This is a genomic window from Nakamurella alba, from assembly GCF_009707545.1.
GTDB classification, from domain to species: Bacteria; Actinomycetota; Actinomycetes; order Mycobacteriales; family Nakamurellaceae; genus Nakamurella; species Nakamurella alba.
The window spans coordinates 547,860-573,380 of record NZ_WLYK01000005.1 but is presented as its reverse complement, the minus strand read 5'-3'; the positions used below and the strand labels follow the sequence as shown (position 1 = coordinate 573,380).

The 25,521-nt window shown below is 69.1% G+C and carries 15 protein-coding genes; 10 read left to right on the top strand and 5 right to left on the bottom strand.

Features of this window, described 5'->3' with window-relative positions; all coding sequences use genetic code 11:
- Window positions 1-33: 33 nt before the first annotated feature.
- The 3 genes from GIS00_RS14600 to GIS00_RS29000 all read right to left on the bottom strand — a co-directional run bounded on the left by GIS00_RS14600 (window position 34) and on the right by GIS00_RS29000 (window position 3,761).
- Window positions 34-477, bottom strand: coding sequence for a hypothetical protein (locus GIS00_RS14600; protein WP_230313549.1), 444 nt, complete (start codon window positions 475-477; stop codon window positions 34-36).
- A gap of 65 nt (window positions 478-542) precedes the next feature.
- A complete protein-coding gene (locus GIS00_RS14595) occupies window positions 543-2,111 on the bottom strand; it encodes an MFS transporter (protein WP_154769126.1) in 1,569 nt (522 codons plus the stop codon).
- Window positions 2,112-2,462: 351 nt separating this feature from the next.
- The gene (locus GIS00_RS29000; RefSeq protein ID WP_322097970.1) at window positions 2,463-3,761 is read right to left on the bottom strand and encodes a TetR/AcrR family transcriptional regulator; all 1,299 of its coding nucleotides are present in this window, start codon (window positions 3,759-3,761) and stop codon (window positions 2,463-2,465) included.
- Window positions 3,762-3,931: 170 nt separating this feature from the next.
- Here GIS00_RS29000 and GIS00_RS14585 point away from each other — a divergent pair, with 170 nt between their 5' ends.
- From GIS00_RS14585 to GIS00_RS14570, 4 genes are all read left to right on the top strand, one after another.
- Entirely contained in the window at window positions 3,932-5,431 is a 1,500-nt protein-coding gene (locus GIS00_RS14585; protein ID WP_154769124.1) for a CoA-acylating methylmalonate-semialdehyde dehydrogenase, read from the top strand.
- A gap of 2 nt (window positions 5,432-5,433) precedes the next feature.
- The gene (locus tag GIS00_RS14580) at window positions 5,434-5,733 is read left to right on the top strand and encodes a hypothetical protein (protein WP_154769123.1); all 300 of its coding nucleotides are present in this window, start codon (window positions 5,434-5,436) and stop codon (window positions 5,731-5,733) included.
- Between the two features lie 382 nt (window positions 5,734-6,115).
- Window positions 6,116-6,262, top strand: coding sequence for a ferredoxin (locus GIS00_RS29360; RefSeq protein ID WP_230313548.1), 147 nt, complete (start codon window positions 6,116-6,118; stop codon window positions 6,260-6,262).
- A 7-nt stretch (window positions 6,263-6,269) separates the two neighbouring features.
- On the top strand, window positions 6,270-7,436 hold the full coding sequence (locus tag GIS00_RS14570; RefSeq protein ID WP_322097969.1) for an NAD(P)/FAD-dependent oxidoreductase: 1,167 nt from the start codon (window positions 6,270-6,272) through the stop codon (window positions 7,434-7,436).
- Between the two features lie 110 nt (window positions 7,437-7,546).
- Here the strand turns inward: GIS00_RS14570 and GIS00_RS14565 are convergent, their stop codons facing one another.
- Together GIS00_RS14565 and GIS00_RS14560 are read right to left on the bottom strand one after the other, a co-directional pair.
- Window positions 7,547-8,050 (bottom strand): hypothetical protein, encoded by a 504-nt coding sequence (locus tag GIS00_RS14565; RefSeq protein WP_154769122.1) that lies wholly within the window; start codon window positions 8,048-8,050, stop codon window positions 7,547-7,549.
- A 410-nt stretch (window positions 8,051-8,460) separates the two neighbouring features.
- On the bottom strand, window positions 8,461-8,946 hold the full coding sequence (locus GIS00_RS14560) for a hypothetical protein (protein ID WP_154769121.1): 486 nt from the start codon (window positions 8,944-8,946) through the stop codon (window positions 8,461-8,463).
- Between the two features lie 604 nt (window positions 8,947-9,550).
- On the opposite strand from GIS00_RS14560, the gene GIS00_RS14555 reads away from it, so the two are divergent.
- From GIS00_RS14555 to GIS00_RS14530, 6 genes are all read left to right on the top strand, one after another.
- Window positions 9,551-10,357: a PaaI family thioesterase gene (locus GIS00_RS14555; protein ID WP_154769120.1), complete on the top strand. Its 807-nt coding sequence runs from the start codon at window positions 9,551-9,553 to the stop codon at window positions 10,355-10,357.
- Window positions 10,358-10,469: 112 nt separating this feature from the next.
- Window positions 10,470-13,523 carry a hypothetical protein gene (locus tag GIS00_RS14550; RefSeq protein WP_154769119.1) on the top strand — a complete coding sequence of 1,018 codons (3,054 nt, stop codon included), beginning with the start codon at window positions 10,470-10,472 and terminating at the stop codon, window positions 13,521-13,523.
- Window positions 13,524-13,621: 98 nt separating this feature from the next.
- Window positions 13,622-16,615, top strand: coding sequence for a hypothetical protein (locus tag GIS00_RS26945; protein WP_196073286.1), 2,994 nt, complete (start codon window positions 13,622-13,624; stop codon window positions 16,613-16,615).
- A 114-nt stretch (window positions 16,616-16,729) separates the two neighbouring features.
- A complete protein-coding gene (locus tag GIS00_RS14540) occupies window positions 16,730-18,625 on the top strand; it encodes a hypothetical protein (RefSeq protein WP_154769118.1) in 1,896 nt (631 codons plus the stop codon).
- A 1,460-nt stretch (window positions 18,626-20,085) separates the two neighbouring features.
- Window positions 20,086-22,203, top strand: coding sequence for a hypothetical protein (locus GIS00_RS14535; protein ID WP_154769117.1), 2,118 nt, complete (start codon window positions 20,086-20,088; stop codon window positions 22,201-22,203).
- A 117-nt stretch (window positions 22,204-22,320) separates the two neighbouring features.
- A complete protein-coding gene (locus GIS00_RS14530; protein WP_154769116.1) occupies window positions 22,321-25,434 on the top strand; it encodes a hypothetical protein in 3,114 nt (1,037 codons plus the stop codon).
- The last annotated feature ends 87 nt before the right edge of the window (window positions 25,435-25,521 follow it).

Sequence of the window (25,521 nt, the reverse complement as noted above, 5' to 3'; positions counted from 1 at the left end):
GGCATGTCGGCGATGTGCCGGTCGTGCCCGCGCTCACGCCGTGCGGATCCGGACCTCGGCGTTCAGCGCGGCTTCCAGGGCGGTGTGCAGCCGGCTCTCCGGCACCCGCCGACCGTCGTGCCGGTGCAGCGTGACGAGGACGATCTCGTCCTCGCCGTTGTGTTCCCGCAGGACCTGGCCCTGCACACCGAATCTGTCCAGCACCGCAAGCGCATCGTCATCGGTCCCGCGGCTGACATAGGTCACGATCCCGATCTCCACCGGCCGGTCGAACACCGCCCGGCACCACTCCTGGTAGTCACCGGCGGTCCGATCAGTTCCGAGATCTTCTTCGAGAAAGGCGATCTCGTCGGGAGTCCGGCCGTCGTCGGGCGGTGGGAGGACGTCGAGACCGATCTCCCGCAGCTGCGCGAGGCCGGCCGACCACAGCTCCCGGTCGACCTCGCCCACCCTGATCCGTACCACCGCTGTTGGCACTGCCGCATCCTTTCCCACACAGCGGTGGGGGGACCCGGTCAGGGGTCCCGCCACCGCGCGAACCGTCAGCGTCCGGAGGCCTCGCCGGCCAACGGCCGGTCGATCACCGGAGCGGCCTGCACCGGCAGCACCGCTTCGGCGGGCACCGCGGAGGCCATCGCCCCGACCGGCTCCGGGGCGACCTTGTTGTGCACGATGTCGGTCGGCTTCGGCCGGAGCACCGTCGCGACCAGCACCAGCAGGATCGCGGCGACCACCACGGTCCCGAGAAGGTAGACCTGGAAGCCGGTCTCGCCGTAGATGACGCCGCCGGTCGCGGTGACATTCGCGTACGGCGCCATGACGGTGAACATCAGGATCGGCGCGACCGCGCCGAGCCCGGTCTGGCACAGCTGCACCGTACCGGCCACCGAGCCCTGGTCCGCGGCCGGTGTCGCCTGCATGACGACGTTCGGCAGCGAGGCGTTGACCATGCCGCCGCCGAGACCGGCCAGGATGGCGCCGCCGATCAGCGCGACCTCGGTGGTGTTGAAGAAGGTCAACGACAGCGCGGCGAGCGGCCAGCAGGCCATGCCCAGCACCATGAACACCCGGGGTGAGCGGCCGCGGGCGACCAGCATGCCGAGCAGCAGGCCGACGACGACAGAGGCCAGGGCCCTGGGTGTCTCGATCGCGGCGTACTCCACCGTGGTCAGCCCGAGGCCGTAGGTGACGCCGGCTTCCCGGGGTGTCATCGCCAGCAGCGGGATGACCTGGCCGATGGTCGCGGAGAGCGCATAGCCGACCGCGCCGAACACGGTCACCAGCACCACCGGACGCCGGGTGAACAGCGACAGGTTGACGATCGGGTCGGCCGCCCGCCGGGCGTGGGTGAAGAACACCGCGAGCACGACGAGCCCGCCGAGCAGCAGGGCGAGTCCGGTGCCCGACGCCCATCCGACGGTGCGGCCGAGGCTGACGTAGAGCAGGACGGCCAGTACCCCGATACTCAGCAGCACGGCGCCCAGCACGTCCGGCCGGGACTTGCGGCGCAGCGCCGACTCCGGCGAGACGAAGGCGATCAGCACGCACAGGCCGATCGTCCAGATCGCGTCGAACCAGAACAGGCCCCGGAAGCCGAAACTCGCCAGCAGCCAGCCGACGGCAAGCGGGGTGGCCAGGCCGAAGATGCCCATGCCGGTGACCGTGGCGCTGGCCGCGAAGGCGGCGGGCTTGGGCGGGAAGATGTCCCGCAGCAGCGAGTAGGTGAGGGCGAGCGTGGCCAGCACGACGCCCTGCAGGGCGCGGCCGATCAGCAGCACCAGGAAGGTCGGCGCGATCGCGCAGAGGACGGCGCCGGCTCCCGAGATCGCCATGGTGATGACGAGAACCTTCTTCTTGCCGTACAGGTCGGCGCACTTGCCGAGCAGTGGCGCGGCGACCGCGCCGGCCAGGAAGTAGGCGGACAGCAGCCAGCCGCCCTGGGTGGTCGGGAAGACCTTGAGGATGCTGGGCAGGGCGATCGCGACGGTGGCCGCGCCGAGGGCGACCGCCTCGAGCACCATGGCCAGGAAGATGGTCGTGAGGACCATCCGCGCTGTCCAGCCCTGCTTCTCGGATGTGCCGACGCTCGGCGCCGGGAGATGTGAGTCCACTCGAAAGTCCTTCGACGAAGAGGCGGCGGACGATCCGGCCCGCCGCGTTGCGGGACCTGCGGGATTCCCGGCGCTGTCGCGGGGACAGGACGGGTCGTGCTGCCGTCGGATCGCGACGGCACCTGTGTTGCCGGCCCGGTCCCTGGCGTGCTCGGTGGGGTCCACCACGGGCGGACGGGGAAGGGATCGGGGCACTCGGAGTACTGGTGGATCTGGCTGGATCTGGCCGATCCGTGTCCGTCAGCGGCGTGGCCGGGCACCTTCTGAACCAAATCTTTGCTCACAGTAGCAGTGTGATCCGGAGCACGCAAGAAGTTCGTCCCGCCGTGTCCGTTGCGGTGGAACCGCTGGTCAGGCCGGGTGGACGAGGGCTCCGCGGAGCACCGTGCCGCGGTAGTGGCGTTGACTACGGTCCGGTCCGTAGCGGTCGTACATGTCCGGCGGGAGCCACAGCAGGTCCCAGACGCAGCGCGCGAACACCTCCACCGGGCCGTGCCCGCGCAGCTCGCCGGAGGCCACCGCGGCGCCGATCATCCGGCCCACCGCGTCGGCTCGTTCCCGCAGCGATTTGCCGTGCTCGGTGTGGTGCGGCGGCCGCAGCCGCAGCCAGGACCGCTGGATGCTGAACTCCTCGTCGAACCGGTTCCGCACGTGCAGGTTGAACCAGGCGAGCGCGTCCAGCTTGGCGGCGGCCGGCGCGTCGGTGGCCAGCACCTTCTCGTACCCCTCGGTGATCCGCGTCTGGAAGGCCGCCATGATCCAGTCGAGCATGGCCTCCTTCGAGCCGGTCAGCCGGAAGACCGTGCCGGTGCCGATCCCGGCCGCGGCGGCGATGTGCCGGACGGTCGTCCCCTCGTACCCGCGGCGCGCGAACTCGGTCCGCGCCACCCGGAGCAGCGCCGAGACCCGGTCGTCCGCAACAGGTTCGGCGTCGGCCTCGTCCCAGGACCGGACCGCTGCGACGGCCACCTCCATCGCCGCGGACCCGTCCAGGTCGGCGTCGGCGACGGGGCCCCGGGCGATGCCGTGCAGCAGGACGTGGATGACCGTGTCGGCCACAGCGGAGGGCGGGGTGTCGCCGTAGAACACGGTCAGGCTGGTGTGCAGCATGGCCTCGCGCAGCTGGTCGGCGAGCAGTTCCGGTTCGATCTCCGGGCGGAGCAGCCCGTCCGCGCGGGCCTGCTCCAACACCGCGCGGTAGGCGTCCTCCAGGGCGCCGTCCGGCCGCCGCAGCGTCTGCTGCAGGCGCTCGCCGGACCGCTGCGGCGGGTCGTGGAAGAGCAGGGTCATCGCCGCCCGGTGCCGCACCGAGTTCGCCGCGGCCTCGACCGCCAAGAGCCGCAGCTGGTCCTGCGTCGAACGGTCCTCGCCCTTCGCGAGGCGGCCGAGGGCAGTGGTCCCGATCCGCTCCTGGTCGTCGTGGAACCGGTCGAGCAGCTCGACGACGATCGCTTCCTTGGACTCGAAGTGGTGGTACAGGCTGCCCGGCAGGATCCCGCAGGCATCGGCCACATCCTTGAGCGAGGTGGCCGAGAAGCCGGAGCCGGCGAAGAGAGCCGAAGCAGCCTCGAGGATCTCGTCGCGACGGGTGCTCGCGGACTCCGCGCGGGCAGGTGCCGACCCGGCCGTGCGTGAGCGCGCATTCACCACCCGACGCTCTCCTGCCTGCTCAGTTGCTGATCGGTGTCGTGACCAGCGTATACGGCGGTGTGAGCTGATGTTTGCTTCGTGAGCGGCCTGACAGGTTGTAGTGAGCGGGGTCCGGATCCTGACACCTTGCACATTGCCGCCGTCCGGACACGGCTGCGAGCATCCCCGGCATGGACGTGCGGACCATCGGTCACTGGTGCGACGGCGCCGCCTGGAGCGGGACCTCGGCGCGATCCGCCGCGGTCACCGACCCGGCGACCGGCGAGGTGAGCGGCCGTGTCCTGCTCGCCGGCCGGTCGGACGCGGAGGTGGTGATCGCGGCCGCCGTTCGTGCGGCCGCCGGGTGGCGTCGGGCGTCACTGGCCACCCGGTCGAAGGTGCTCTTCCGGTTCCGCGAGCTGGTGGACGCGCGCAAGGAGGAGCTGGCCGCGATCATCACTGCCGAACACGGCAAGACCCTCGACGACGCGCTCGGCGAGGTCAGTCGCGGACTGGAGGTGGTCGAGTTCGCCTGCGGCATCGGTCATCTGCAGAAGGGCGAGTTCTCCGAGCAGGCGTCGACGGGTATCGACGTGCACTCGAAGCGACAGCCGCTGGGCGTGGTGGGCATCATCAGCCCGTTCAACTTCCCGGCGATGGTCCCGATGTGGTTCTTCCCGATCGCGATCGCCACCGGCAATGCGGTGGTGCTCAAGCCGAGCGAGAAGGATCCGGGCGCCTCGCTCTGGATGGCGCAGCAGTGGCGCGAGGCCGGGCTGCCGGACGGTGTCTTCAATGTGCTGCAGGGCGACAAGGTCGCCGTGGATGCACTTCTCGACTCTCCGGACGTCGCCTCGATCAGCTTCGTCGGCTCCACCCCGATCGCCCGCTACGTGTACGAGCGGGCCTCTGCCGCCGGCAAGCGGGTGCAAGCGTTGGGCGGTGCGAAGAACCACATGGTGGTGCTGCCGGACGCCGACCTCGACCTGGTCGCCGACTCCGCGGTGAACGCCGCCTTCGGCTCCGCCGGCGAGAGATGCATGGCGGTCAGCGTTCTGGTCGCGGTGGGGCCGATCGTCGACACGGTGATCGGCAAGCTGCAGGACCGGCTGGCCGGGCTGAGGGTCGGCGACGGCCGGTCCGGCTGCGACATGGGCCCGCTGATCACCCGGGAGCACCGCGACAAGGTCGCCTCCTACATCACGGCCGGGGTCGAGGCCGGTGCGAAGCTGGTGGTCGACGGCCGGGACGTGTCGGTGCCGGGTGACGGCTTCTTCCTCGGGCCGACCGTGTTCGACCAGGTGACGCCGGAGATGAGCATCTACACCGACGAGATCTTCGGGCCGGTGCTGTCGGTGGTGCGGGTCGAGACCTACGAGCAGGCCGTCGATCTGGTGAACAGCAGCCCTTATGGCAACGGCGTCGCACTGTTCACCACCGACGGCGGGGCTGCTCGCCGGTTCGAGGAGGAGGTGCAGGTCGGGATGATCGGCATCAACGTGCCGGTCCCGGTGCCGATCGCCGCCTACTCGTTCGGCGGCTGGAAGTCCTCCCTGTTCGGCGACACCCACGCCCACGGCGCCGAGGGTGTCCGGTTCTTCACCCGGCTCAAGGTGGTCACCAGCCGCTGGCCGGATCCGTCAGTTGCGCCGTCCCGCGGGCTCGAACTCGCCTTCCCGACCCACGCCTGACCATGTCCGTCCTGCTGGTCCAGACCTCCCCCGCCGCCGGCACCTCCGTCGACGACTTCAACGCCTGGTACGACGACGTGCACCTGCCGGAGATCCTGGCCTCGGTGTCCGGGATCCTCGGGGTCCAGCGGTACCGGCTGGTCGGCGACGGGCCTCCGCGCTTCCTCGCCGTCTACTCCCTGGACCGGCCGGCGGCCGAGGTGTTGGCGGTGCTGGGGGCCGGGGTGCGGACTCCCGGGCCGTTGGATCTGACGGACAACCCGCCCTTGGTGCAGGGTTTCGACTCACTGGTTGCTCCATGACGTGCAGTGGTCGTTGCCGTCCATCGTGGGGACCGGCCGGATTCTATTCTTCTCTGCCGAGCTCGGACGATGCCCCGATGCGTCCGCGCGCCGGCGTTCCTCCGGCCTGGCGAACTGCCGCACTCCGAGTCTCAAGTCATCGGTTCAGGGCGGGTTGGACGGAGTGCGACCATTCTTGTGCCCACCATTTTCGCGACGGGCTCCGTCTGACCACGCGGTCGGGCTCCGTGCAGTCGGAGGAGCCGCCCGCTCAGATCCTTGCGTCTCCCGTCCCACCCGGGCGGCGATCACTGTTCCTCTCTGCCGTCACGTCGATGGGGTCGATGTGACCGCGCGGGTCGAACTCGACGAGCCGCGTTGCGTCGCATCGGGATTGTGCGTGATGGCGGCGCCGGACGTCTTCGATCAACGCGACGACGACGGCATCGCGATCGTGCTCGACGAACATCCGCCCGACGAGCTGCTGGACGAGGTCCGCGAGGCGGTCTCGCTCTGCCCGGCGGCCGCGCTGCGGCTGGTCGGCGGGTGAGCGCCCGGTGCAGCGGATCGTCGTGGTCGGCGCGTCGGCCGCCGGTCTGGCCGCGGTCGAGACCCTGCGCCGGGAGGGGTTCTCCGGCGAGGTCGTGCTGGTCGGCGACGAACCGCATGCGCCCTACGACCGCCCGCCGTTGTCCAAGCAGGTCCTCTCCGGGGCGTGGGATCCGTCGCGGGTAACCCTGCGACCGTCGGCTGATCTCGCGGCCCTTGATCTGGATCTGCGACTGGGCGTGGGTGCGGTCGGGCTGGGATCTGCGGGCGTCGAGCTCGTCGACGGATCGGTCCTGGGTTACGACGGCCTGATCGTCTGCACCGGCGTCCGCCCGCGGACGCTGCCGTGGGGCGGTCACGTGCTCCGGGGAGTGGACGATGCCCGGCGGCTACGGTCGCGGCTGACGCCGGGATGCCGACTGGTCGTCGTCGGCGCCGGGTTCCTCGGCGCCGAGGTCGCCGCGGTAGCTGTCGGTCTTGGCTGCTCCGTGACGCTGATAGACCCACTCCCCTCGCCGATGTGCGCGGCACTCGGTTCGGAGGTCGGAGTCTGGCTCGGATCGGTGCATGCGGCGGCCGGCGTCGAGGTGCTCTGCGGTGTGCCGGTCGATCGGTTCGACGAGTCGTCCGTGGTGGTTGGGGGCCGGGAACTGCCGTGCGACGACGTGCTGGTGTGCATCGGCTCGATCCCCAACACCGACTGGCTCTCCGGTTCCGGTGTTCCGGTCGGGGACGGAGTCCTGTGCGATGAGTTCTGCCGTGCCGGCGAATTCGTGTTTGCCGCGGGCGACGTCGCCCGCTGGTTCAACCCGGCCTACGGAGTGGAGATGCGGATCGAACACCGCACCCACGCCGGCCTCCAGGCCACCGCCGCCGCCCGCAACCTGCTGGCCGTGCTCGACGAGCGCGACCCGACGCCCTTCTCGACCGTCCCCTACGTCTGGTCCGATCAGTACGACCTGCGGCTGCAGGTGTTCGGCTACCTCCGCGGCCACGACGAGATGCGCGTGTTGGACGGTGCTGTCGGGAGTGGTCCCTTCGTCGCCGGCTACTACCTCGCCGACCGCCTGCTCGGCGTCCTCTGCGTCAACACTCCCCCGCGCGAGTTGCGGCGGTGGCGGGGCGAGGTCGAGCAAGCGGTTCGCGCCGGACGTCCTGCACCCAGTGAGGTATAGCTCAAGGGTTGCAGGACCTTGCCGTCTCGAGATCGGTTGACCCATTCGGATTCTGAACATCCGCTGCCCCTCAGAGCCACTGGATGTTCAGAATCCGAACGGGTCTCGTCTCAGCCCGGTGGCACCAGGAGGGTGCGGTACTCGCGGACCAGGATCTGTTCCGTCGTGGAGGAACTGAGGACCTCGGTGCCCGTCTCGCCGTTGGTCGCGACCCAGTTGACGGTCCAGTTCGCCGTCACCGTGAGCGGCCAGCGGCCGGTGCCGTCGGTGCGCTCTTCGGTGGACTTCCAGGCGTAGGTGTAACCACAGGCGGGCTGGACATCCAGCTCCGGCAGTGGGTCCGGCGGCGGGGCGCCGAGGCCGTCGCAGGTGACCGGTGGCATCAACGTGGCGGGGTCGGCCGGATCGACGGGCTCGTGGGTGTCCCAAGTGGTCGAGGTGATACGTCCGGTCGCTGTGACAGACAGCCCGCCGGCGGCGACGGTGACCTGCAGCTCGCCGGGGTCGGTGATCCACAGCCAGACCGGGATCTGCACGGCGATGGTGTCCGGGTCCGGCCCGAGGTGCAGTTGCGGGGTCGGCGCGACCATCTGCCCGATCGCCCGCGACGCCAACTCGGTAGCGGACGGTGGTGGTGGTGGGGCCGGGGCCGCGCCGGCTGGGACGAAGACGAACTGGCTCGACCAGTCCAGCCCGTCGGGTGTGAACGCACCGCCCGCAGTCGAGAAGGGGCAGCGGATCTCGACGACGGATCCTTCGGCTGCGGAGTGCCCGCCCCAGCGGGAGTCACCAGCGGGCGGAGAGATGTCGACGTAATGGCACGGGTCGTCATCACCACCGCCTCCGCTGCCGCCACTCCCACCAGTGCTCGATCCGGATCCTTGGGAGTCGCTCGCATCCCTGCCAGGGACCGACACCGAGAAGTCGAGAGACGCTCCGCCCCCAGACGCCTCGACTCCGATATCGCCGTCTGGGGAGACCATGACGCCGACTGTGAGCATCAGAACGCCGACGAGTAGGTGCTTCAGCATGTGTTTTCCGGCATGAAACGGATCTCGGTCACGATCCACTGTCCCGAGGCCTGGCGGCGGAGAACCCCGCGAGCGTCGTCCCTCTCAAGACCGCGGGTGAGAATCTTGTCATCCTCAATGCTTCGGGCGCCATACTTGCTCGTGTCTGTGCAATCGCCGATGTTCGCCACATCCCTACCCTCGATTGGAGGACCCCAATAGATGCGGTGCGCGACTGTTCCGTACGACGCCTCGCCAGCAGCCTCCTTCTCTGCAACTGAGGCCGACAGCTTGCTGTAGAGAGGCTCGCCAGTCACGGACCTCAGCAGAGATTCCCGCTCCGCTGCAGGGCGATTTTGCACGACCTCGATGACGTCCCAGAACCGGATCCACGCCTCGGCCACCGCTTGCCGATCCGCGGCCTCTTGTGGATCGAGCCCTTCGGTCGGGATGGTCGCGGCAGTGCTCCCCGGGCCCGCATCAGCCTTGGTACTGGCCACCTCCGGCAGCGGCACAGAAGCGGCCGGACTCGGCGGCGCTGCAGCGCGCGAGCCGGTCGTCGCGGTCGAGGTGCTGGTCGGCGCAGCTGAAGTCGGGGCGAGAGTCACTCCGGACGGCTTCGTCTCCGACGACACAGCAGAGCTGGACGTCTCAGAGACCCATGACGACACAGAAGATGCCGGGACCGAGCCGGGACCGGACTCGGATGACGGCGCAAACACCGTCCCCCGCGGCGTCAGCGGAGCCTCGGTGGTCTCCAGCACATCGCCCGAGGGCGAGCACCCGACCACCACCCCCGCGACCACGCACACCGACAGACATGTGGACACCACGGACAAGCGCCATCGCGCCATCAGATTCCCCCAGTACGTGAAATCACCCCGGTACTGCTCCCCTGCGACAGTTGTACAGCCAGGTCAGCGAGGTGTCCAGCCTTCGGATTCTGAACATCCACTGCCCCTCAGAGCCACTGGATGTTCAGAATCCAAAGACCCCAACCGCTCTCGCGGCCGACAATCACAGCTGGTCAGCGACCGAACGCCGGCAGTGAGCGAAACGGGCCCCCGCGACCGCCACAAGATCGCTCCGTGATTACCTGCAGGGATGAGTGACAAGCAGAGCGGCGGCCAGGAGTTCCCGTACCGCGAGCTGGGCGCCGAGCGGCTGTTCAGGGTGCACGACGTGCAGCCGGGGAGGGTCGGCGTGGTCGGGCACATGTCCGCCGGCGACTGGATGCTCGGTCCGGACGGCATCCGCAGCCCCGGATCCCTCGGCGTGCTGATCGACGACACCCTCGGCTACGCGATGGTCGCCTCCCAACCGCCCGGCGGGTGGACCACCAGCACCGAGATCACCATGGAGGTGTTCGACGCGTTCCGGCACAGCACGTCGGACCTTGTCGCCGAGGCCCGCGTCGCCGACAAGAGCTCGCACGGCTACCTGGCCAGCTGCACGATCAAGGACGCCGAGGGCACCCAGGTCGCGGCCTGTCACATGCGCGGACGCTCCATGCACTTCGACCGCACTGCCCAACCACTGCCTGCCCGCGCACCTGAGGGCGTCGATCTACCAGGCCAGCTGATCCTCCAGGACACCGTTCGCGACGAGCAGTCGGCCGAGCTGCGGTTCGAGGTGGTCCCGGCCATCCAGAACCCGATGTTCAACCTGCACGGAGGCGTCGGCTTCTGCGCGATCGCGATGAGCGCCGGCCACCTGCTGCAGGGCTTGGACCCGCGGTTCGCCGCCACTTCGATCCACGCCTTCTACCCGCGCCCGGTCCCCGGCGGCAGCCTCGCCACCGTCCGGTCCGAGCTGCGGACCCGCACCCGCACTCTCGCCATGGTCGACGTGGAGATCAAGTCCGAGGGCAAGACCCGGGTGGTCGGCAGGGTGGTCGGCGAGGCGCTCTGAACACTTGAGGCCCAACGAGACCACCCGATTCGACCTGTAGGTCCCGAGATCTCCAGCAGTAGGCTCCGCCAACGTCGCTCCTCTGCCACGGAGCGAGTGGATCGGGGGCGTTGTGTTCTCCACCCGCAGAGCGGTCGGTTCCGGCCTCGGCATCCTCCTCGTCGCTGTGGTCATTCCAACGCTCACTTCCGCGCCGAGGTCCGCGGCCACCACTCCGGTCAAGGCAGCATCTGTCACCAAGGAGATGGCCGCCGCAGGTCAGCCGACGGATGGCGGACTGTTCGGAGCTATCGATCAGGTCCGGATCCTGGACACGCGGACCGGTGTCGGCGCTCCGGTCGCCGAGGTGGCCGCCGGTGCCTCCGTCGAAGTCGAGTTGCCGGAGAACGAAGGATTCCCTCCAGGGAACACGGCGGCCATCGCGGCTTCGGTGACGGTGGTCGGACCGACCTCGGCCGGAACTCTCGCTGTCTCTCCGTTAGGTGCGAGCAGGCGCGGAGCAGTCATCGCCAACTTCCGGCCGCCGCACAGCATCTCCAGTACGGCAGTCCTGCCGATCGGCATTCACGACACATTCGTCCTGACGAACAACAGTCGCGGATCCGTCCACCTGGTGGTGGACGCGACGGGGTTCTACCGCTCCGGAACCCCTGCTACCAACGGCGCGTTCGGGGTCGTCGAACCGGTCCGCCTCCTCGACTCCAGGGTGGCGGTCGGAACTCCCCGGGCTCGACTCGCTCCCGGCCGCTCGATCACAGTCACCATGACCGGCCGCGGGGGTGTCCCGCGAAGCGGCGTGTCAGCGATCGCCGGAGCAGTCACCGTCGTCTCGCCGGGCACATCCGGAACCCTCGCCGTAGCGCCTGCCGGAAGCGCCCACCATGGAGCAGTGGTGCTGAACTTCCGGACCGGCGAGAGCATCTCCACGGGAATCTTCCTTCCGCTGGGCGTGGGGGGAAGGGTGGTGTTCACGAACGTCAGCGCAGGGACGATCGACCTGGTGACCGACGTGACCGGCTATTTCACCTCGGGACCACCGTCCCGGTCCGGCGCATACGGCTCGGTGGACCCTTCCAGGGTCCTGGACACCCGTACCGCCATCGGCGGTTCGCAGGGCCGGATTGCCCCTGGCGGCTCGATCACTGTCGGATTGGCCGGTCCCGCTGGAGTACCGGGTATCGGCGTGTCACGGATCATCGCTGCGGTCAGCGTCGTCGTTCCACTCGCCTCGGGCACTCTCTCCATCGCCCCGGCAGGGCGCCCGGCCGAGTCGGCCACGGTGCTGAACTTCGCGGCCGACCAGAGCATCTCCGGAGTTGCATTGCTTCCGGTCGGTTCCGGTGGACGGCTGACACTGACCAACAACAGCAACTCATCGATTCATCTGGTCATCGACGACATCGGCTTCCACCTCGACAGGAACCTGTCTGCCACGCCGACCTGGCAGACACCACAATCGATCTACCAGCCCATGGGTACCCCACACAGCATCTCCTGCGTCGACGACGAATTCTGCATGGTCGCCGATGGCGGACGCACTTTCACCTTTGCAGGCGGTTCCTGGACGCCGGTGCTCCCGGGTCGCGAGCAGATTGCAGTGACATGCGAGTCCCGCAGTGCGTGTCTCGCTTTCGGCAACCGGACCTCCATGTCCTGGACCGGCACGAGTTGGGCGGATCTCCAGCAGATCGTGCCCCCATCGAGACCCGCCGAGATCATCGGTGCGGTGGACTGCGTCGGCGTCTCCTTCTGCATGGCCATCTCCGACACCGGCAACGCTTACCGCTACTCCACCGACAGGTGGTCCGCGGGCGCCGAGATGTACGTGAGCTCTGACTATTCCGATCAAGTGACCGATGTGTCCTGCTCCTCCGTCAACCGGTGTGCCGCCGTCACCAGTACGGGCAAGTACCTCATCTGGGACGGAAGGAGTTGGTCCGCACCGGTCGCCACCCGCGTTGCCGCCAACCTGAATGTCATCTCGTGTTCCTCTGCATCGCTCTGCACCGCGATCAGCTCGCGAGGACGGGTGATCCGGTACGACGGGGCGACCTGGCGATTCTCCGACCAACTCGGGGATCCGAACGGGCAGCAGATCACCGACCTCTCGTGCCCGACCGCGGGTCGCTGCATGGCATCGGGATATCCCGACGGGTATCTCTTTGACGGCGATACGTGGAGGGGCACAGGAACTGGTCAGGGGTATGCAGTCGACTGTCGGCGGCCCGACCGATGCGCCATCGGGACACTCCGCGGGGTGACCATGTGGGAGGACTGGGTCTTCCAGGAGCCGGCAGTGTTCGAGGCCGACTTCGACAACGGCCTGCGCACCGTGTCCTGCACCGACGCACTGTGCATGGTGAGTACGACTGATTCGGCGACCATCCGCGTCGTGGGTGGCCGGAGCACAGAGATCCCCGTTGAGGCCGGGCCTGCTGCAGCCGTCGACTGCTTCGAGGTGGACCGCTGCGTTGCCGTGGGGAATTCGGGCGCCTGGATCTTCGACGGTGCGGAGTGGTCCGAGAAGGTGCGGATCTCGGGCCTCGGAACTGCCTTCTCCGTGTCCTGTACCGGCCCTACCTTCTGCGTGGCGATCACCGACACCGGATTCACCATGTTCGACGGCGAGACCTGGAGCGCGCCGGAGGTCATCGACCCGGCGGGCGGGATCACGTCGGTCTCGTGCGTCTCCGAACACTGGTGCATGGCAACGACTTCTCGAGCGATTGACCAACTCAACAGTGTCGGGGAGGTTCTCGTCTTCGACGGGCAGGTGTGGAGCACCGCCACGACGATCTCACCGTCCGGAGGCATCTGGGAAGTCTCCTGCGCGACCCAGACATTCTGCGCTGCTGTGGGAAGTCTTCGGGATACCCCACGAACGCTTTCGGGATTCGTGGCTTACTTCGATGGCACGGACTGGACGACGCCCGCGATGGTGACACCCGACGGAGCCGGCCTCGAACGCGTCTCGTGCACGAGTGCGACGTTCTGTGCCGGTACCGACGGCAATGGAGGGGTGTATTCCTTCGATGGTGCCCTCTGGCGGTTGTCTGCCGTGGCCGGAACGGGGAACAGTGACGTGTCATGCAGCTCCGATCAGCGGTGCTCGATGATCAACATGGGCGACGGGTCCATCACGCCCACCCGACGCGGCGGCCGGTAGGGGTGCGACACCACGAGTCCTGTTTTTCCTCGGATGGCCCGATGTAGGCTCCGCCGATGCTGCCGGGGTCGGCCGGGCGGCGCCGAGCTGGGGGCTCCATGTCGCTGCACCGTCGCAACGCTGTCCTTGTCTACCTGACAGCGGTCCTCGCCGCCGTCGGACTCCTCGCGATCCCGGTGACTGCCGCTGCCACGCCGCAGGTGCAGGCTGCACCGGGTGTCGCGGGGGCGTTCGGATCGGTGGACCCGGTCCGGCTGCTGGACACGCGCACCGGCAACGGCGCACCGAAGGCACGGCTGCAGCCAGGAGCATCCATCACCGTCGGGTTCCTGAACCGCGGCGGACTCCCGACCACCGGGGTCTCCACGGTCGTCGCGAGCCTCACCGTCGTCTCCCCCTCGACCGGCGGGACGCTGGCGATCGCCCCGGCAAACGCGCCCACCCAGCGCGCCGTGGTCATCAATTTCGCTGCCAAACAAGGCATCTCGAACACCGCCTTCCTCCCGCTGAGCTCAGCAGGGCAGGTCGTGTTCACCAACGTCTCCGGCGGCACCATCGACCTGGTCGCCGACGTCACCGGCTACTACCGCTCGGGCACCCCGACCCTGGCCGGCACCTACGGCCTCATCGCGCCGGTCCGGCTGATCGACACCCGCACCGGCAACGGCGCACCCAAGGCGCGCATCGCCCCCGGCACATCGATCACCGTGAAGTTCACCGGCCGCGGCGGCATCCCGACCAGCGGCGTCTCCACGGCCGTCGCGGCGCTCACCGTGGTCAACCCATCGGCGGGCGGAACGCTGTCCGTGGCTCCGGCCGGCAACACGACCAAGCGCGCCGTCGTCATCAACTTCGCTGCCAAACATGGCATCTCGAGCACCGCGATGCTGCCGATCGGCTCCGGCGGTCAGGTGGTGTTCACCAACAACAGCGCGGGCACCATCGACCTGGTCGCCGACACCACCGGCTACTACCGCGCCGGCACCGCGGCCCGATCCGGCACCTTCGGGCCGGTCGACCCGATCCGGCTGCTCGACACCCGCACCGGCAACGGCGCACCGAAAGCGCGGCTCGCCGCCGGGCAGTCGATCACCGTCTCCCTGCCGGGTCGGGGCAACCTGCCCGGCACCGGCATCACCGCCGTCACCGCCGCGGTCACCGTCGTCTCGCCGACCGCCGGCGGCACCCTGGCGGTCGCTCCCGGCGGCGCCACCGGCAAGCGGGCCGTGATCATCAACTTCGCGGCGAAGCAAGGCATCTCGACCACTTCGCTGCTGCCCATCGGTGCCGGCGGCCGGACCGTCTTCACCAACGTCAGCGGCGGCACCATCGACATCGTCGCCGACGTCACCGGCTCCACCCTCGACATCGACACCACGGCGACCCCGACCTGGGGCACCCCGACCCCGGTCTACAAGCCGGTGGGCGAGCTGACCACCGTCTCCTGCGTCAACGTGTCTTTCTGTATGGCCTCCGACGGTGCACGCAGCTTCCGCTTCAACGGCGACGTCTGGACCACCCAGCTCGGCAGGGGCTTCAGCGAGATCAGCTGCTCGTCGACGACCTTCTGCATCGGCGTCAAGGACGGTCGGTTCTCCCGCTGGAACGGCACCACGTGGACCACTCCCGCCGCCATCAAGGCCGGGGAGACGACGGTCGATCAAGTCTCCTGCGCCGCGTCGACCTGCGTCGCGATCAGCACCGGCCGCACCGCCTATCGGTACAGCGGCGGCACCTGGACGGCTTCGACCATCGGAGCGACCACCACGACGCTGCAGGACATCTCGTGCGCGAGCGCCGTCTACTGCATGGCCGTTGACACCAACGGCCGCTACATGAAACGCACCAGCACCGGCTGGAGCGCACCCGCCCAGGTGTGGACCGCGAGCATCACCCGCGCCGTCGACTGCACCTCCGTGGACTTCTGCGTCGTGGTCGGCATCGCCGGCCTCGACGGCAGCCAGGCCACCGAGTTCAACGGCACCACCTGGTCGACCCCGACACGACTGGGCACTGCCGACGAGGATCTCGTGGTGCAGGACGTGTCGTGCTTCGACAGCGTCCGCTGCATGGCGGTCGGGTACGCCACCCCGCAAATCTGGGACGGCGAGAGCTGGACTGCCTCCGATGCGGGGACCAGCTTGGCCGGCTTCTCGGTGGACTGCTTCAGCCACCCCGGCTGCATCGTGCAGGCCGCACTCCAGGTCACCTTCTGGTCCGACGGTCAGGTGGGCGACGGGCACCAGCTGGTGACCAGCGACGGCATCGTCGACGTCTCCTGCGCCGCCGCGGACTGCTTGGTCGTCGCCGAAGACGGCGGCGCGGTGAAGTACTCCGGCGGAACGGTCACGCAGCTGCAGGACGGTTCGGTGGTCGGTGTCGACTGCCTGACCGCCACCTACTGCGTGGGCGTCGGCGGCAACCTGACCTCTGGGTCGCGGGTGTTCGACGGCCTCAACTGGACCGACGACCAGATCCTGCCGATGGTGCACTACCCGACGGATGTCTCCTGCACGTCGACCAGCTTCTGCATGGCGATCAACCGGCAGGGCAACACGGCGGTCGACCGCGGCACCGGCTGGACCGACGCGGGCACCATCGGTGCGACAGCCGGAGACATCACGTCCGTGGAGTGCGTGTCTGCAACCCGCTGCTACGCCACCATCGACGCCTTCCCGGACGGCGGCGGGGTCGTCACCTGGAACGGCACCTCCTGGTCGGCACCGGTCGAGCTGAGCGCGGCAGGCGGGGTCATCGCCATCTCTTGCCCGGACGCCGGATTCTGCGTCGCGGTCGGCCAAGAGGATGACGACAACACAGGCTACGCGGCCTATTTCGAGGACACGGTGTGGAGTGCGGCCATCGCCCTGCCCAGTTCGACGCTGGGCGTCGCCGGCGTCTCCTGCGCCTCCCGGACCTTCTGCGGCGTCACCGACGACCTCGGCCAGGTCAGTACGTTCAACGGTGCCACCTGGAGCACGCCGGTGAAGGTCGGCAGCGCCGACGCCACGACGAACGCGATCTCCTGCTGGGCCATCGGGTCCTGCGCCGCGACCAACGGCAGCGACGGCTCCCTCACCACCACCAACTGACCACGCAGCGAGGACCGGAAGCACCCGATCGAGGCCCGCTCCGTCCCGTTTGTCCGGTATAGGCTCCCGCGACGTCGACCCGGCGTCACCGGGTTCTGTCGATCAGGGGACCGCATGTCTGTGCACCGTCGCGCACGATCCGTCCGGTGGGGCTCGCTGCTCACCTCGGCGGTGTTGGCCATCGGGTTGGGGTCGCTCATCGGCGCGGTCGCGAGCGCGGCTCCCGCACCGCAGGCCCCTGCCACGCAGACACCGACCGTCCAGGCAGCGCCCACCCAGGCGGGCGCGTTCGGGCCGATCGACCCGGTCCGGCTGCTCGACACCCGCACCGGCAACGGCGCGCCGAAGGCCCGGCTCGCCCCCGGCGCGTCCATCACCGTCACCTTCACCGGCCGCGGAGGCATCCCGACCACCAACGTCTCGACCGTGGTCGCCGCGGTCACCGTGGTGACGCCGTCCGGCAGCGGCACCCTGTCGATCGCACCGAACGGCAAGCCGACGAAGCGCGCGGTGATCATCAACTTCGGCCCGAAGCAGGGCATCTCCAGTACGGCGTTCCTGCCGATCGGCACCGGCGGCAAGGTCGTCTTCACCAACAACAGCGGGGGCACCATCGACCTAGTCGCCGACACCACCGGCTACTACCGCTCCGGCACCCCCACCACCGCAGGCGCTTTCGGCCCGATCGACCCGGTCCGGCTGATCGACACCCGCACGGGCAACGGCACCCCGAAGACCAAGCTCGCGCCCGGCGCCACCATCGCCGTCACGCTCACCGGCCGCGGCAACATCCCGGCGTCGAACGTCTCCACCGTGGCCGCGGCGCTGACCGTGGTCGGCCCGGTCAAGCCCGGCACACTGTCCGTCGCACCCAACGGGGCGCCCGGCAAGCGGGCGGTCGTCATCAACTTCACCGCCGGCAGGAGCATCTCCAGCACCGCCCTGCTGCCGGTCGGTACCGACGGAAAGGTGCTGTTCACCAACAACAGTGGCGGCACCATCGACGTCGTGGCCGATACCACCGGGTACTACCGTGCCGGTGCCCCGACCGGCAACGGCACCTACGGCCCGATCGACCCGGTGCGCCTGCTCGACACCCGTACCGGCAACGGCACCGCCCAGGTCCGGCTCCCCGCCCGCGCCTCGATCAACGTCACCTTCACCGGTCGCGGCGGTATCCCTGCGACCGGGGTCTCGACCGTCGCCGCGGCGCTGACCGTCGTGTCGCCCGCGGCCGGCGGCACCCTGTCCGTCGCCCCGAACGGCAACCCGACCAAGCGCGCCGTGGTCATCAACTTCGCTGCGGCGCAGGGCATCTCCAGCACAGCGCTGCTGCCGGTTGGCGCCGGCGGCGGCGTGGTGCTGACCAACAACAGCACCGGCCCGATCGACCTGGTCGCCGACGTCACCGGCTACGACCTGGACATCGACCTCACCGCCACGCCCACCTGGGACACGCCGGACCCGGTCTACCACCCGCTCGGCGACCTGCGCTCGGTCTCGTGCACCTCCACCGCGTTCTGCATGGCCACCGACGGCGTCCGCACCCTGCGCTACGACGGCACCTGGCACACCCAGCTGCTGGCGTCGGATACGACGACATCGACTGCACTGCCACCAACTTCTGCGCCGCCGTCGGCTCCGGCCGTGCGGCGATCTGGAACGGCACCAGCTGGACCCGCACCACGCTCAGCCCGGCGCCAACGCTGGCCGGCACCTCCGCCATCTCCTGCGTGTCGTCGACTTTCTGCACCGCCGTCGACCCGGCCGGTTATGCGTACAAGTACACCGGCACGAGTTGGGGCAGCGGCGTGCGCATCGACAACCAGGCGAACGCCGCGACCCCGATGTCCGACATCTCCTGCGCCACCGTCAACTTCTGCGTGGCGATCGACGCCGGTGACCGCTACGTCACCTACGACAGCGGTACCTGGAGTGCACCCACCGCGGCCGGCACCGGGCTGCGGACCGACGCGATCTCCTGTGTCACCGACGAGTTCTGCGCGTTGATCGGCTACAACCAGCGCAGCAAGGCAAGTTTCTTCGACGGGACCACGTGGTCGTCGCCGGTCAGTGTCGGATCGGTTGGCGGCAACTACCTCGCGCCCGACATCTCCTGCTCCGCCACCAACTTCTGCGTCGCCAACGGCACCACCAACTACTACGGCTGGAACGGCACCGCCTGGTCGACGTTCGCGAACCGGCTGGAGGACGGAGGCACCACCGTCGAGTGCTTCGGCCCGACCTCCTGCGCGCTCGGATCGATCGGCGAGGTGGCGTTCCTGGCCGGCGGCACCGTCGCGGATCCGCTGCGCGTCGAGCGCGGACTCGAAGGCCTGAGCGACATCTCGTGCGTCGGCACCATGTGCCTGGCGGTCTCGCGCGACGACGGCGCGGTGAAGTACGTCGGCACCACCGCCACCCAGGTGCCGAACTTCCCGACCACCGCGGTCAGCTGTGTCACCACGACCAACTGCATCGCAGTCGGGTACGGGGTCTGGTCGAAGTTCAACGGCACCAGCTGGGCCGCGCCGAAGAACATCGGCGGCGCCACCTTCTTCAACGCGATGTCCTGCCCGACCGCCACCTTCTGCCTCGCGGTCTCCGACAACGGCTATGCCGTGTTCAACGGGACCGGCTGGACGCCGTCGCAGACCTTCCAGATCCCGTCCGGTGTCGTCACCGGGCTGTCCTGCACCTCCGACAGCCGCTGCGTCGCGGTGACCGAGCGCACCTCGGGCGGCGGGGTCGTCCGCGGCGACGCGATCGTGTGGAACGGCTCGGCATGGTCGTCCCCGACGCTGGTCACCGACCAGGGCGGGCTGGCGTCGATCTCCTGCCCCGGCGCCGACTTCTGCGCCGCGGTCGGCACTTTCGGTGCGTCGACGTCCAACGAACCGGGATTCGCCAGCTACCTGGAGGGCGGGCAGTGGACCGCACCGGCCGCCCTCGGCAGCAGCGTGAAGGCGATGCGTGACATCTCGTGTGTCACACAGGCCTTCTGCGCGGCGACCGACAACCAGGGCCAGGTGCTGACCTTCAACGGCGCGGCGTGGAGCGCACCGGTGAAGACCGGCCTGGCCGGCGACCCCGGCGCGAAGGCGATCTCCTGCGCCGGAGTCGGCAACTGCGCCACGATCAACGGCAACGACGGCACCATCACCACGACGGTCCAGGTGCGGTGAACCCGCCCGTGTGATGTTCTGTTCGTCCGGCTCTTGACCTGGCCTTTGGGTTGTACGCTCCAGTCAGGTCCCGGGTGCCGGGACTCCTGAGCGGGGGGCTCCATGACATCGCACCGTCGCGCTCCGTCGTTCCGTACCAAGGGTTTCCGGCTGTTCGCAACATCTCTCATGGTTGCTGCCGGGCTCGCGCCGATCACTCCGGCCGTCGCCGAGCCGGTGCCGCTACCGGCCAGTGCCTCAGCGGCGGAGTCCGGGGCCCACAGTGCCTTTGTGCCCTTCGGCCCGATGCGATTCGCGGACACCCGCACCGGCGCTGTCCTGCCGAAAGCACGGCTCCGGCCCGGAGCCTCGGTCACCGTGCCGTTCTCCGGGTACTACGACATCCCGGGGCGGTACGTCAAAGCGGTCACGGCAGCGGTCAGCGTGGTCAACCCGACGACCTCCGGCACCCTCGCCGTGGCCATGCCCACCGCGCCGACGAAGCGTGCCGTCATCGTTAATTTCGCCGCCGGTCGTAGTAGTTCCAGCAGCACGGTGCTGCCGGTCAGCAACGGGCAGACGGTCCTCACGAACAACAGTCCGGGCACCATCGACCTGGTCCTCGACGTCACCGGCTACTACCTGGGGAACAATCCCCAGGAGGTGGCCGGCGCGTTCGGCAGGATCGAGCCGGTCCGCCTGCTGGACACCCGGGCCGGCAACGGCGCCCCGCGCACCCGGGTCGCACCGGGCGGGACCGTCGCGGTGACCCTGGCCGGCCGCGGGACGATTCCCCGGACCGGCGTCGCTGCCGTCACCGCAGCGGTCAGCGTCGTCGCCCCCACCGGTACCGGCACCCTGTCGCTGGCGGCGGCCGACGCACCCGGCAGGAGGGCGGTGGTCCTCAACTTCACCGCCGGCCGGAGCATCACCACCACGGCGAATCTGCCTCTCAGTCCCGGGGGCCGGGTGCTGCTCACGAACACCAGCAACGGCACCCTCGACCTGGTCGCCGACGCCACGGGCTGGTTCCTGGCCGGCCGGGCGGGAGGGCGCGGCACCTACGAGCCGATCGACCCGGCGCGCCTGCTCGACACCAGGACGGGCAACGGCATCCCGAAGCTGCGCATCCCGGCGCGGGCGTCGGTGCTGGCATACCTGCCGGGCCGCGGCGGCATCCCGCCCGCCGGCGTCGCCACCGTGACCGCGGGGGTGTCGGTGGTCGCGCCGGCCGCCGGCGGCACCCTGGTCGTCACTCCACACCTCGCCCCGGACCGGGACCCGCGGGACGGCCCGCTCGATCCGGTGACGATCCTCCAGTTCACCGCCGGACAGAGCTTTTCCGGTTCCGCGCTGCTCCCGATCGGCGCGGGCAGCGGTGTGGTGCTGACCAACCGCAGTGCAGGCCCCATCGACCTGGTCGTCGACGCCTACGGCTACACCCTGCTCAATGGTCGTGGCGGCCTCCCTTACGGCTGGAACGCACCGGACCCGTTGGGCGACATGATCACCGGCCTCACCGACGTGTCCTGCGATCTTCCCGTCGGACCCGACCAGCGGATCCATCACGTGTGCACCGTCGTCGCGCAGGGCGGCGGCGCGGTCGAGTACGACAACGGCGTCGCGACCCGGTTCGACAACATCCCGGCGAGATCGGTGGGGTGCGGCCCCTCCTGCATCGCCATCGGCGACGGTGTCTGGTCCCAGTTCGACGGTGAACGCTGGACCGATCCCGAAGAGCTCCCGGGCGGTCTCACCTACGACCAGATCGACTGCTGGAACTCCGCACACTGTCTCGCTGTGTCGGCAGCGAAGTACGCCAACTACGACACCGGCTGGTTCGATCTGTGGCGGGGACCGGACACCTTCCAGGCCCGCAGCGCGGGCGTGATCACGGACATGTCGTGCGGGCTCTACGACGACAACTGCCTCGCGGCCGGCACAAGACGATCCGCGGCCGGGACCGTTGGCACGGTCACTTTGATCTCGAAGGGAACGGCGGTGTCCCCGGCACTGGTCGTGAGCGATCTGGGTGGACTCGAAGCGGTGTCCTGCGTGAGCGCCCGACCGCGCGGTGAGTTCTGCGTCGCCACCGGCACTGTCGTGAGTGCGACCACCGGAGCGCCGACCAACCGGAGCTTCGCCACGTATCTCGTCGACGGGGTGTGGACATTGCCAACGGTCCTCGACAGCCGGATCGGCCGGATCCGGGACATCTCCTGCGCTGCGACCAACTTCTGCACCGCAGTCGACGAGCGGGCAGGAGTGACGATCTTCGACGGCAGTGACTGGGGCACGCCGACCTTTCTCGGCGTCCAGAACGGACCCGGTGCACACGCGGTCCACTGCTCGACCTCCGGCCAGGCCTGCGCGGTGATCAACGGCAACGACGACACCATCACCACATCGGTATGGCCCTACTGATTGTCGATACCCTGCCACCTCAGCGTGATGTTCTGACCGCAGGGTTCTTTACCCATGCTTTGTGTCGTAGTCTCCGATCATGTTCCGGACGAACCGGGGCACCGAGCTGGGGGCTCCATGACATCGCAGCGTCGCACCATGTCGTTCCGCCGCAATGCTTTCCGTGTGGTGCTGGTGGCCGTCCTCGGTGTCGCGGGTCTGTCCCCGGTCGCAGCGACCGTAGCCGTCGCGTCGACGACCCAGGACGTAGCGGCACCGGCAAGCATGTCGGCAGCGGCGCCGCAGGGCGCCGGTACATTCACCCCGATCACGCCTACCCGGCTGCTGGACACCCGCACAGGGAACGGCGCGGCCAGGGCCCGGCTGGAGCCCGGCGCATCGATCACCGTGATGATCGCCGGTCGCGGTGACATCCCGGCGGCCGGTGTGGCTGCGGTGGCCGCGGCCCTGACCGTGGTCGACCCGACCGGCGGCGGCACCCTGTCGGTCGCGCCGGCCGGGGCGGCAGCGGCCCGCGCGGTCGTGATCAACTTCAGTCCGGGCCGCAGCATCTCCGGGACGAGTCTGCTGCCGATCGGTACCGACGGCCGGGTGGTGCTGACCAACCACAGCGCCGGCACGATCCATCTGGTCGCCGACGCCACCGGGTACTGGTCCACCGGTGCTGGCACGGCCGGCAGCTACCAGCCGATCGCCCCTGCACGTCAGCTCGACACCCGGTTGGCGATCGGCGCACCGGCGAAACGACTCGCGCCGGGCGCTTCGGTGGAGGTGACCGTCGCCGGCCGCAACGGCATCCCGGCCACCGGGGTGGCCACCGTCGTCTCCTCCGTCACGGTCATCGGCGCGACCAGGCCCGGTACTGTGGCCATCGCCCCGAAAGGTGCGCCCGGATCCGCTGCTGTGGTGGTCAATTTCGCGGCGGGACTGAACATTTCGGGAACAGCGATGCTCCCGGTGGGCACCGGTGGCAAGGTGGTGCTGACCAACCGCAGCACCGGCACCGTGCACCTTGTTGCCGACAGCAGCGGATGGTTCCGCTCCGGCACCCCGACCACCACGGGCAGCTGGACCACCGTCGATCCGGTACGGCTGCTGGACACCCGGACCGGCAACGGCGCCGCCGCCGCGCGAGTTCCGGCCGGCGGTACGGTCACCGCGACCCTGACCGGCCGGGGCAAGGTTCCGGCCACCGGGGTGTCGACGGTGACCGCCGCGCTGACCGTGGTGAACCCGGCCCGGTCCGGGAGCCTTGCCGTCGCCCCCGACGGTGACCGGGCGGGCAAGGCCACGGTGATCAACTTCGCGCTCGGCCGGAGCATCTCCTCCACCGTGCTGCTGCCGACCGGCGCGGGCCGCCGCATCGTCCTGACCAACAACAGCCCCGGCCCGATCGACCTGGTCGCCGACGTCTCCGGCTACCTGCTGGACGTCGACCTGAGCCCTGCGCCGACGATCGACGCACCTGTCCAGCTCGGCGGCACCAGGGACTGGTTGGACTTCCTGTCCTGCCCCTCCGCGGACTTCTGTCTCGGATCGGATCGCGTCCGGGTCCAGCAGTTCGACGGCACGCGCTGGCGCGCACAGCTTCCGGCTGTGCAGCGCTCGGAGATCACCTGCCTGGCGAAGACCTTCTGTGCCGCCATCACCGGAACCTCCTCGGTCGCCGTATGGACCGGCACCACCTGGTCGCTGCCGACCCGGCTCGTCACCGGATCCGCAATCGTGGAGCAGCTGGCCTGCGCCTCGGCGTCGTTCTGCATGGCAGCCGCGAGCGGCCGGTCGTTCCGCTACAACGGGCTGACCTGGTCACCCGCCGGCCCGTTGTCCACGCCGAGCGTCGCGGCCGAGGGTGCCGACCTGGAATGCCCGACCTCCACGTGGTGTCTGCTGGTCCAACGGGACGGGAAAATGCGCACCTGGAACGGCTCGAGCTGGTCAGCAGCGTCGTCACCCGGGTTCGGCCGCTACCTGACCTCCGAGCTGCAATGCCTCTCCCCACAGTTCTGTGTGATCACCGGCGCCGAATATCCCGGTTACTACAGCACTTTCGACGGTGCACGCTGGTCGGTTCCCGCCCCGGTGGAGACCGATGACATCTATCCGTTCTACGGCAGCCTCAACTGTTGGTCGACCACAGGTTGCCTATTGGACGGAGCGCCCAACTACGACTACGTCTTCGACGGAACGACCTGGGACCGTATCCCCAACCTCGGCCGAAGCGCAGCCCGTGCGATCTCGTGCTTCGGCCCCTTCGAGTGCATGGTCACTTATGGCCGTTACTCACGGCTCTGGGACGGCGAGGTCCTCGGCCCGGATCTCCCGGTCACCGGACCCCGGTTGGAATCGGTGTCCTGCGCAGACGACGGTTGCATGGCCCTGCTCGAATACGACACGTCCGTGAACGAGGACGGTGAACTATTCCCACTCCTGATGGATCCACAAGACACCTCCGGTGGCGCCACCCTTCTCGCTTGCGCCGACACTGCTGACTGCATCGCCACCGGCTACCGATGGTGGAACTTCGACGGAACGAGCTGGACTCAGTCAGCCGATCGAATCCCTTCGGGTAAGCCGGACGCGCTCTCCTGCGTCGGCACCGAGTTCTGTGTCGGCGTGAGCAGCTCCCACTCCTGGATCACCTACGACGGCACCGACTGGACGGCTCAGGGGACGCTGCCGACAGGGGATGCCGGGATCCGGCGCTACGTCAGCGATGTCTCCTGTACCTCACCGCAATTCTGCGTCGCCGTCATCTCCATCACCGTCGACACCGACGCCGGTCCGACTGCCGGTCTCGGCGCCGCGACCGTGTGGGACGGCACGTCGTGGTCAGAACCCGTCCTCGTGTCGACCAACGGAGCCCTGCACAGCGTTGCATGCGTGCCCGACGGCACCTGCATAGCCACTGGGTCCGAGGCATCGGATGCCGGACCCGGCCCCGGCATCGCCGCCTACCTGCGGAATGGCGCGTGGACCACGCCCGTGCGCATCGCCCCGAACGCATTGCCCGCGGGTGATCTCGGATGTGCTTCTTCACAGTTCTGCATCTCCTCGGATGCTGGCGGGCGGCTGCGCATCTTCAACGGCGCCGCGTGGAGTGCTCCTTTGCCCATCGGCACCACGGACCCGGACGGCAACTACTTCCCTGTGTCCTGCTCGTCATCCGGGCGATGCGGTGTGATCAACGAGCTCGACGGCTCGCTGATCACAATGACGGTCGGGCGCTGACCACTCCCGTGTGATGTTCGGTTCGCCCGTTTCTTTACCCGAGCTTGGTGTCATACGCTCCGGCCGGGTCCCGGGGTCGCCGTGACC

Bases quoted from the DNA above. Each gene is read 5' to 3' on its own strand.
- GIS00_RS29360 (WP_230313548.1), top strand. From the start codon at position 6,116: ATGGCGGCGCCGGACGTCTTCGATCAACGCGACGACGACGGCATCGCG.
- GIS00_RS26945 (WP_196073286.1), top strand. From the start codon at position 13,622: ATGTCGCTGCACCGTCGCAACGCTGTCCTTGTCTACCTGACAGCGGTC.
- GIS00_RS14530 (WP_154769116.1), top strand. From the start codon at position 22,321: ATGACATCGCAGCGTCGCACCATGTCGTTCCGCCGCAATGCTTTCCGT.
- GIS00_RS14585 (WP_154769124.1), top strand. From the start codon at position 3,932: ATGGACGTGCGGACCATCGGTCACTGGTGCGACGGCGCCGCCTGGAGC.
- GIS00_RS14580 (WP_154769123.1), top strand. From the start codon at position 5,434: ATGTCCGTCCTGCTGGTCCAGACCTCCCCCGCCGCCGGCACCTCCGTC.
- GIS00_RS14535 (WP_154769117.1), top strand. From the start codon at position 20,086: ATGCGATTCGCGGACACCCGCACCGGCGCTGTCCTGCCGAAAGCACGG.
- GIS00_RS14540 (WP_154769118.1), top strand. From the start codon at position 16,730: ATGTCTGTGCACCGTCGCGCACGATCCGTCCGGTGGGGCTCGCTGCTC.
- GIS00_RS14555 (WP_154769120.1), top strand. From the start codon at position 9,551: ATGAGTGACAAGCAGAGCGGCGGCCAGGAGTTCCCGTACCGCGAGCTG.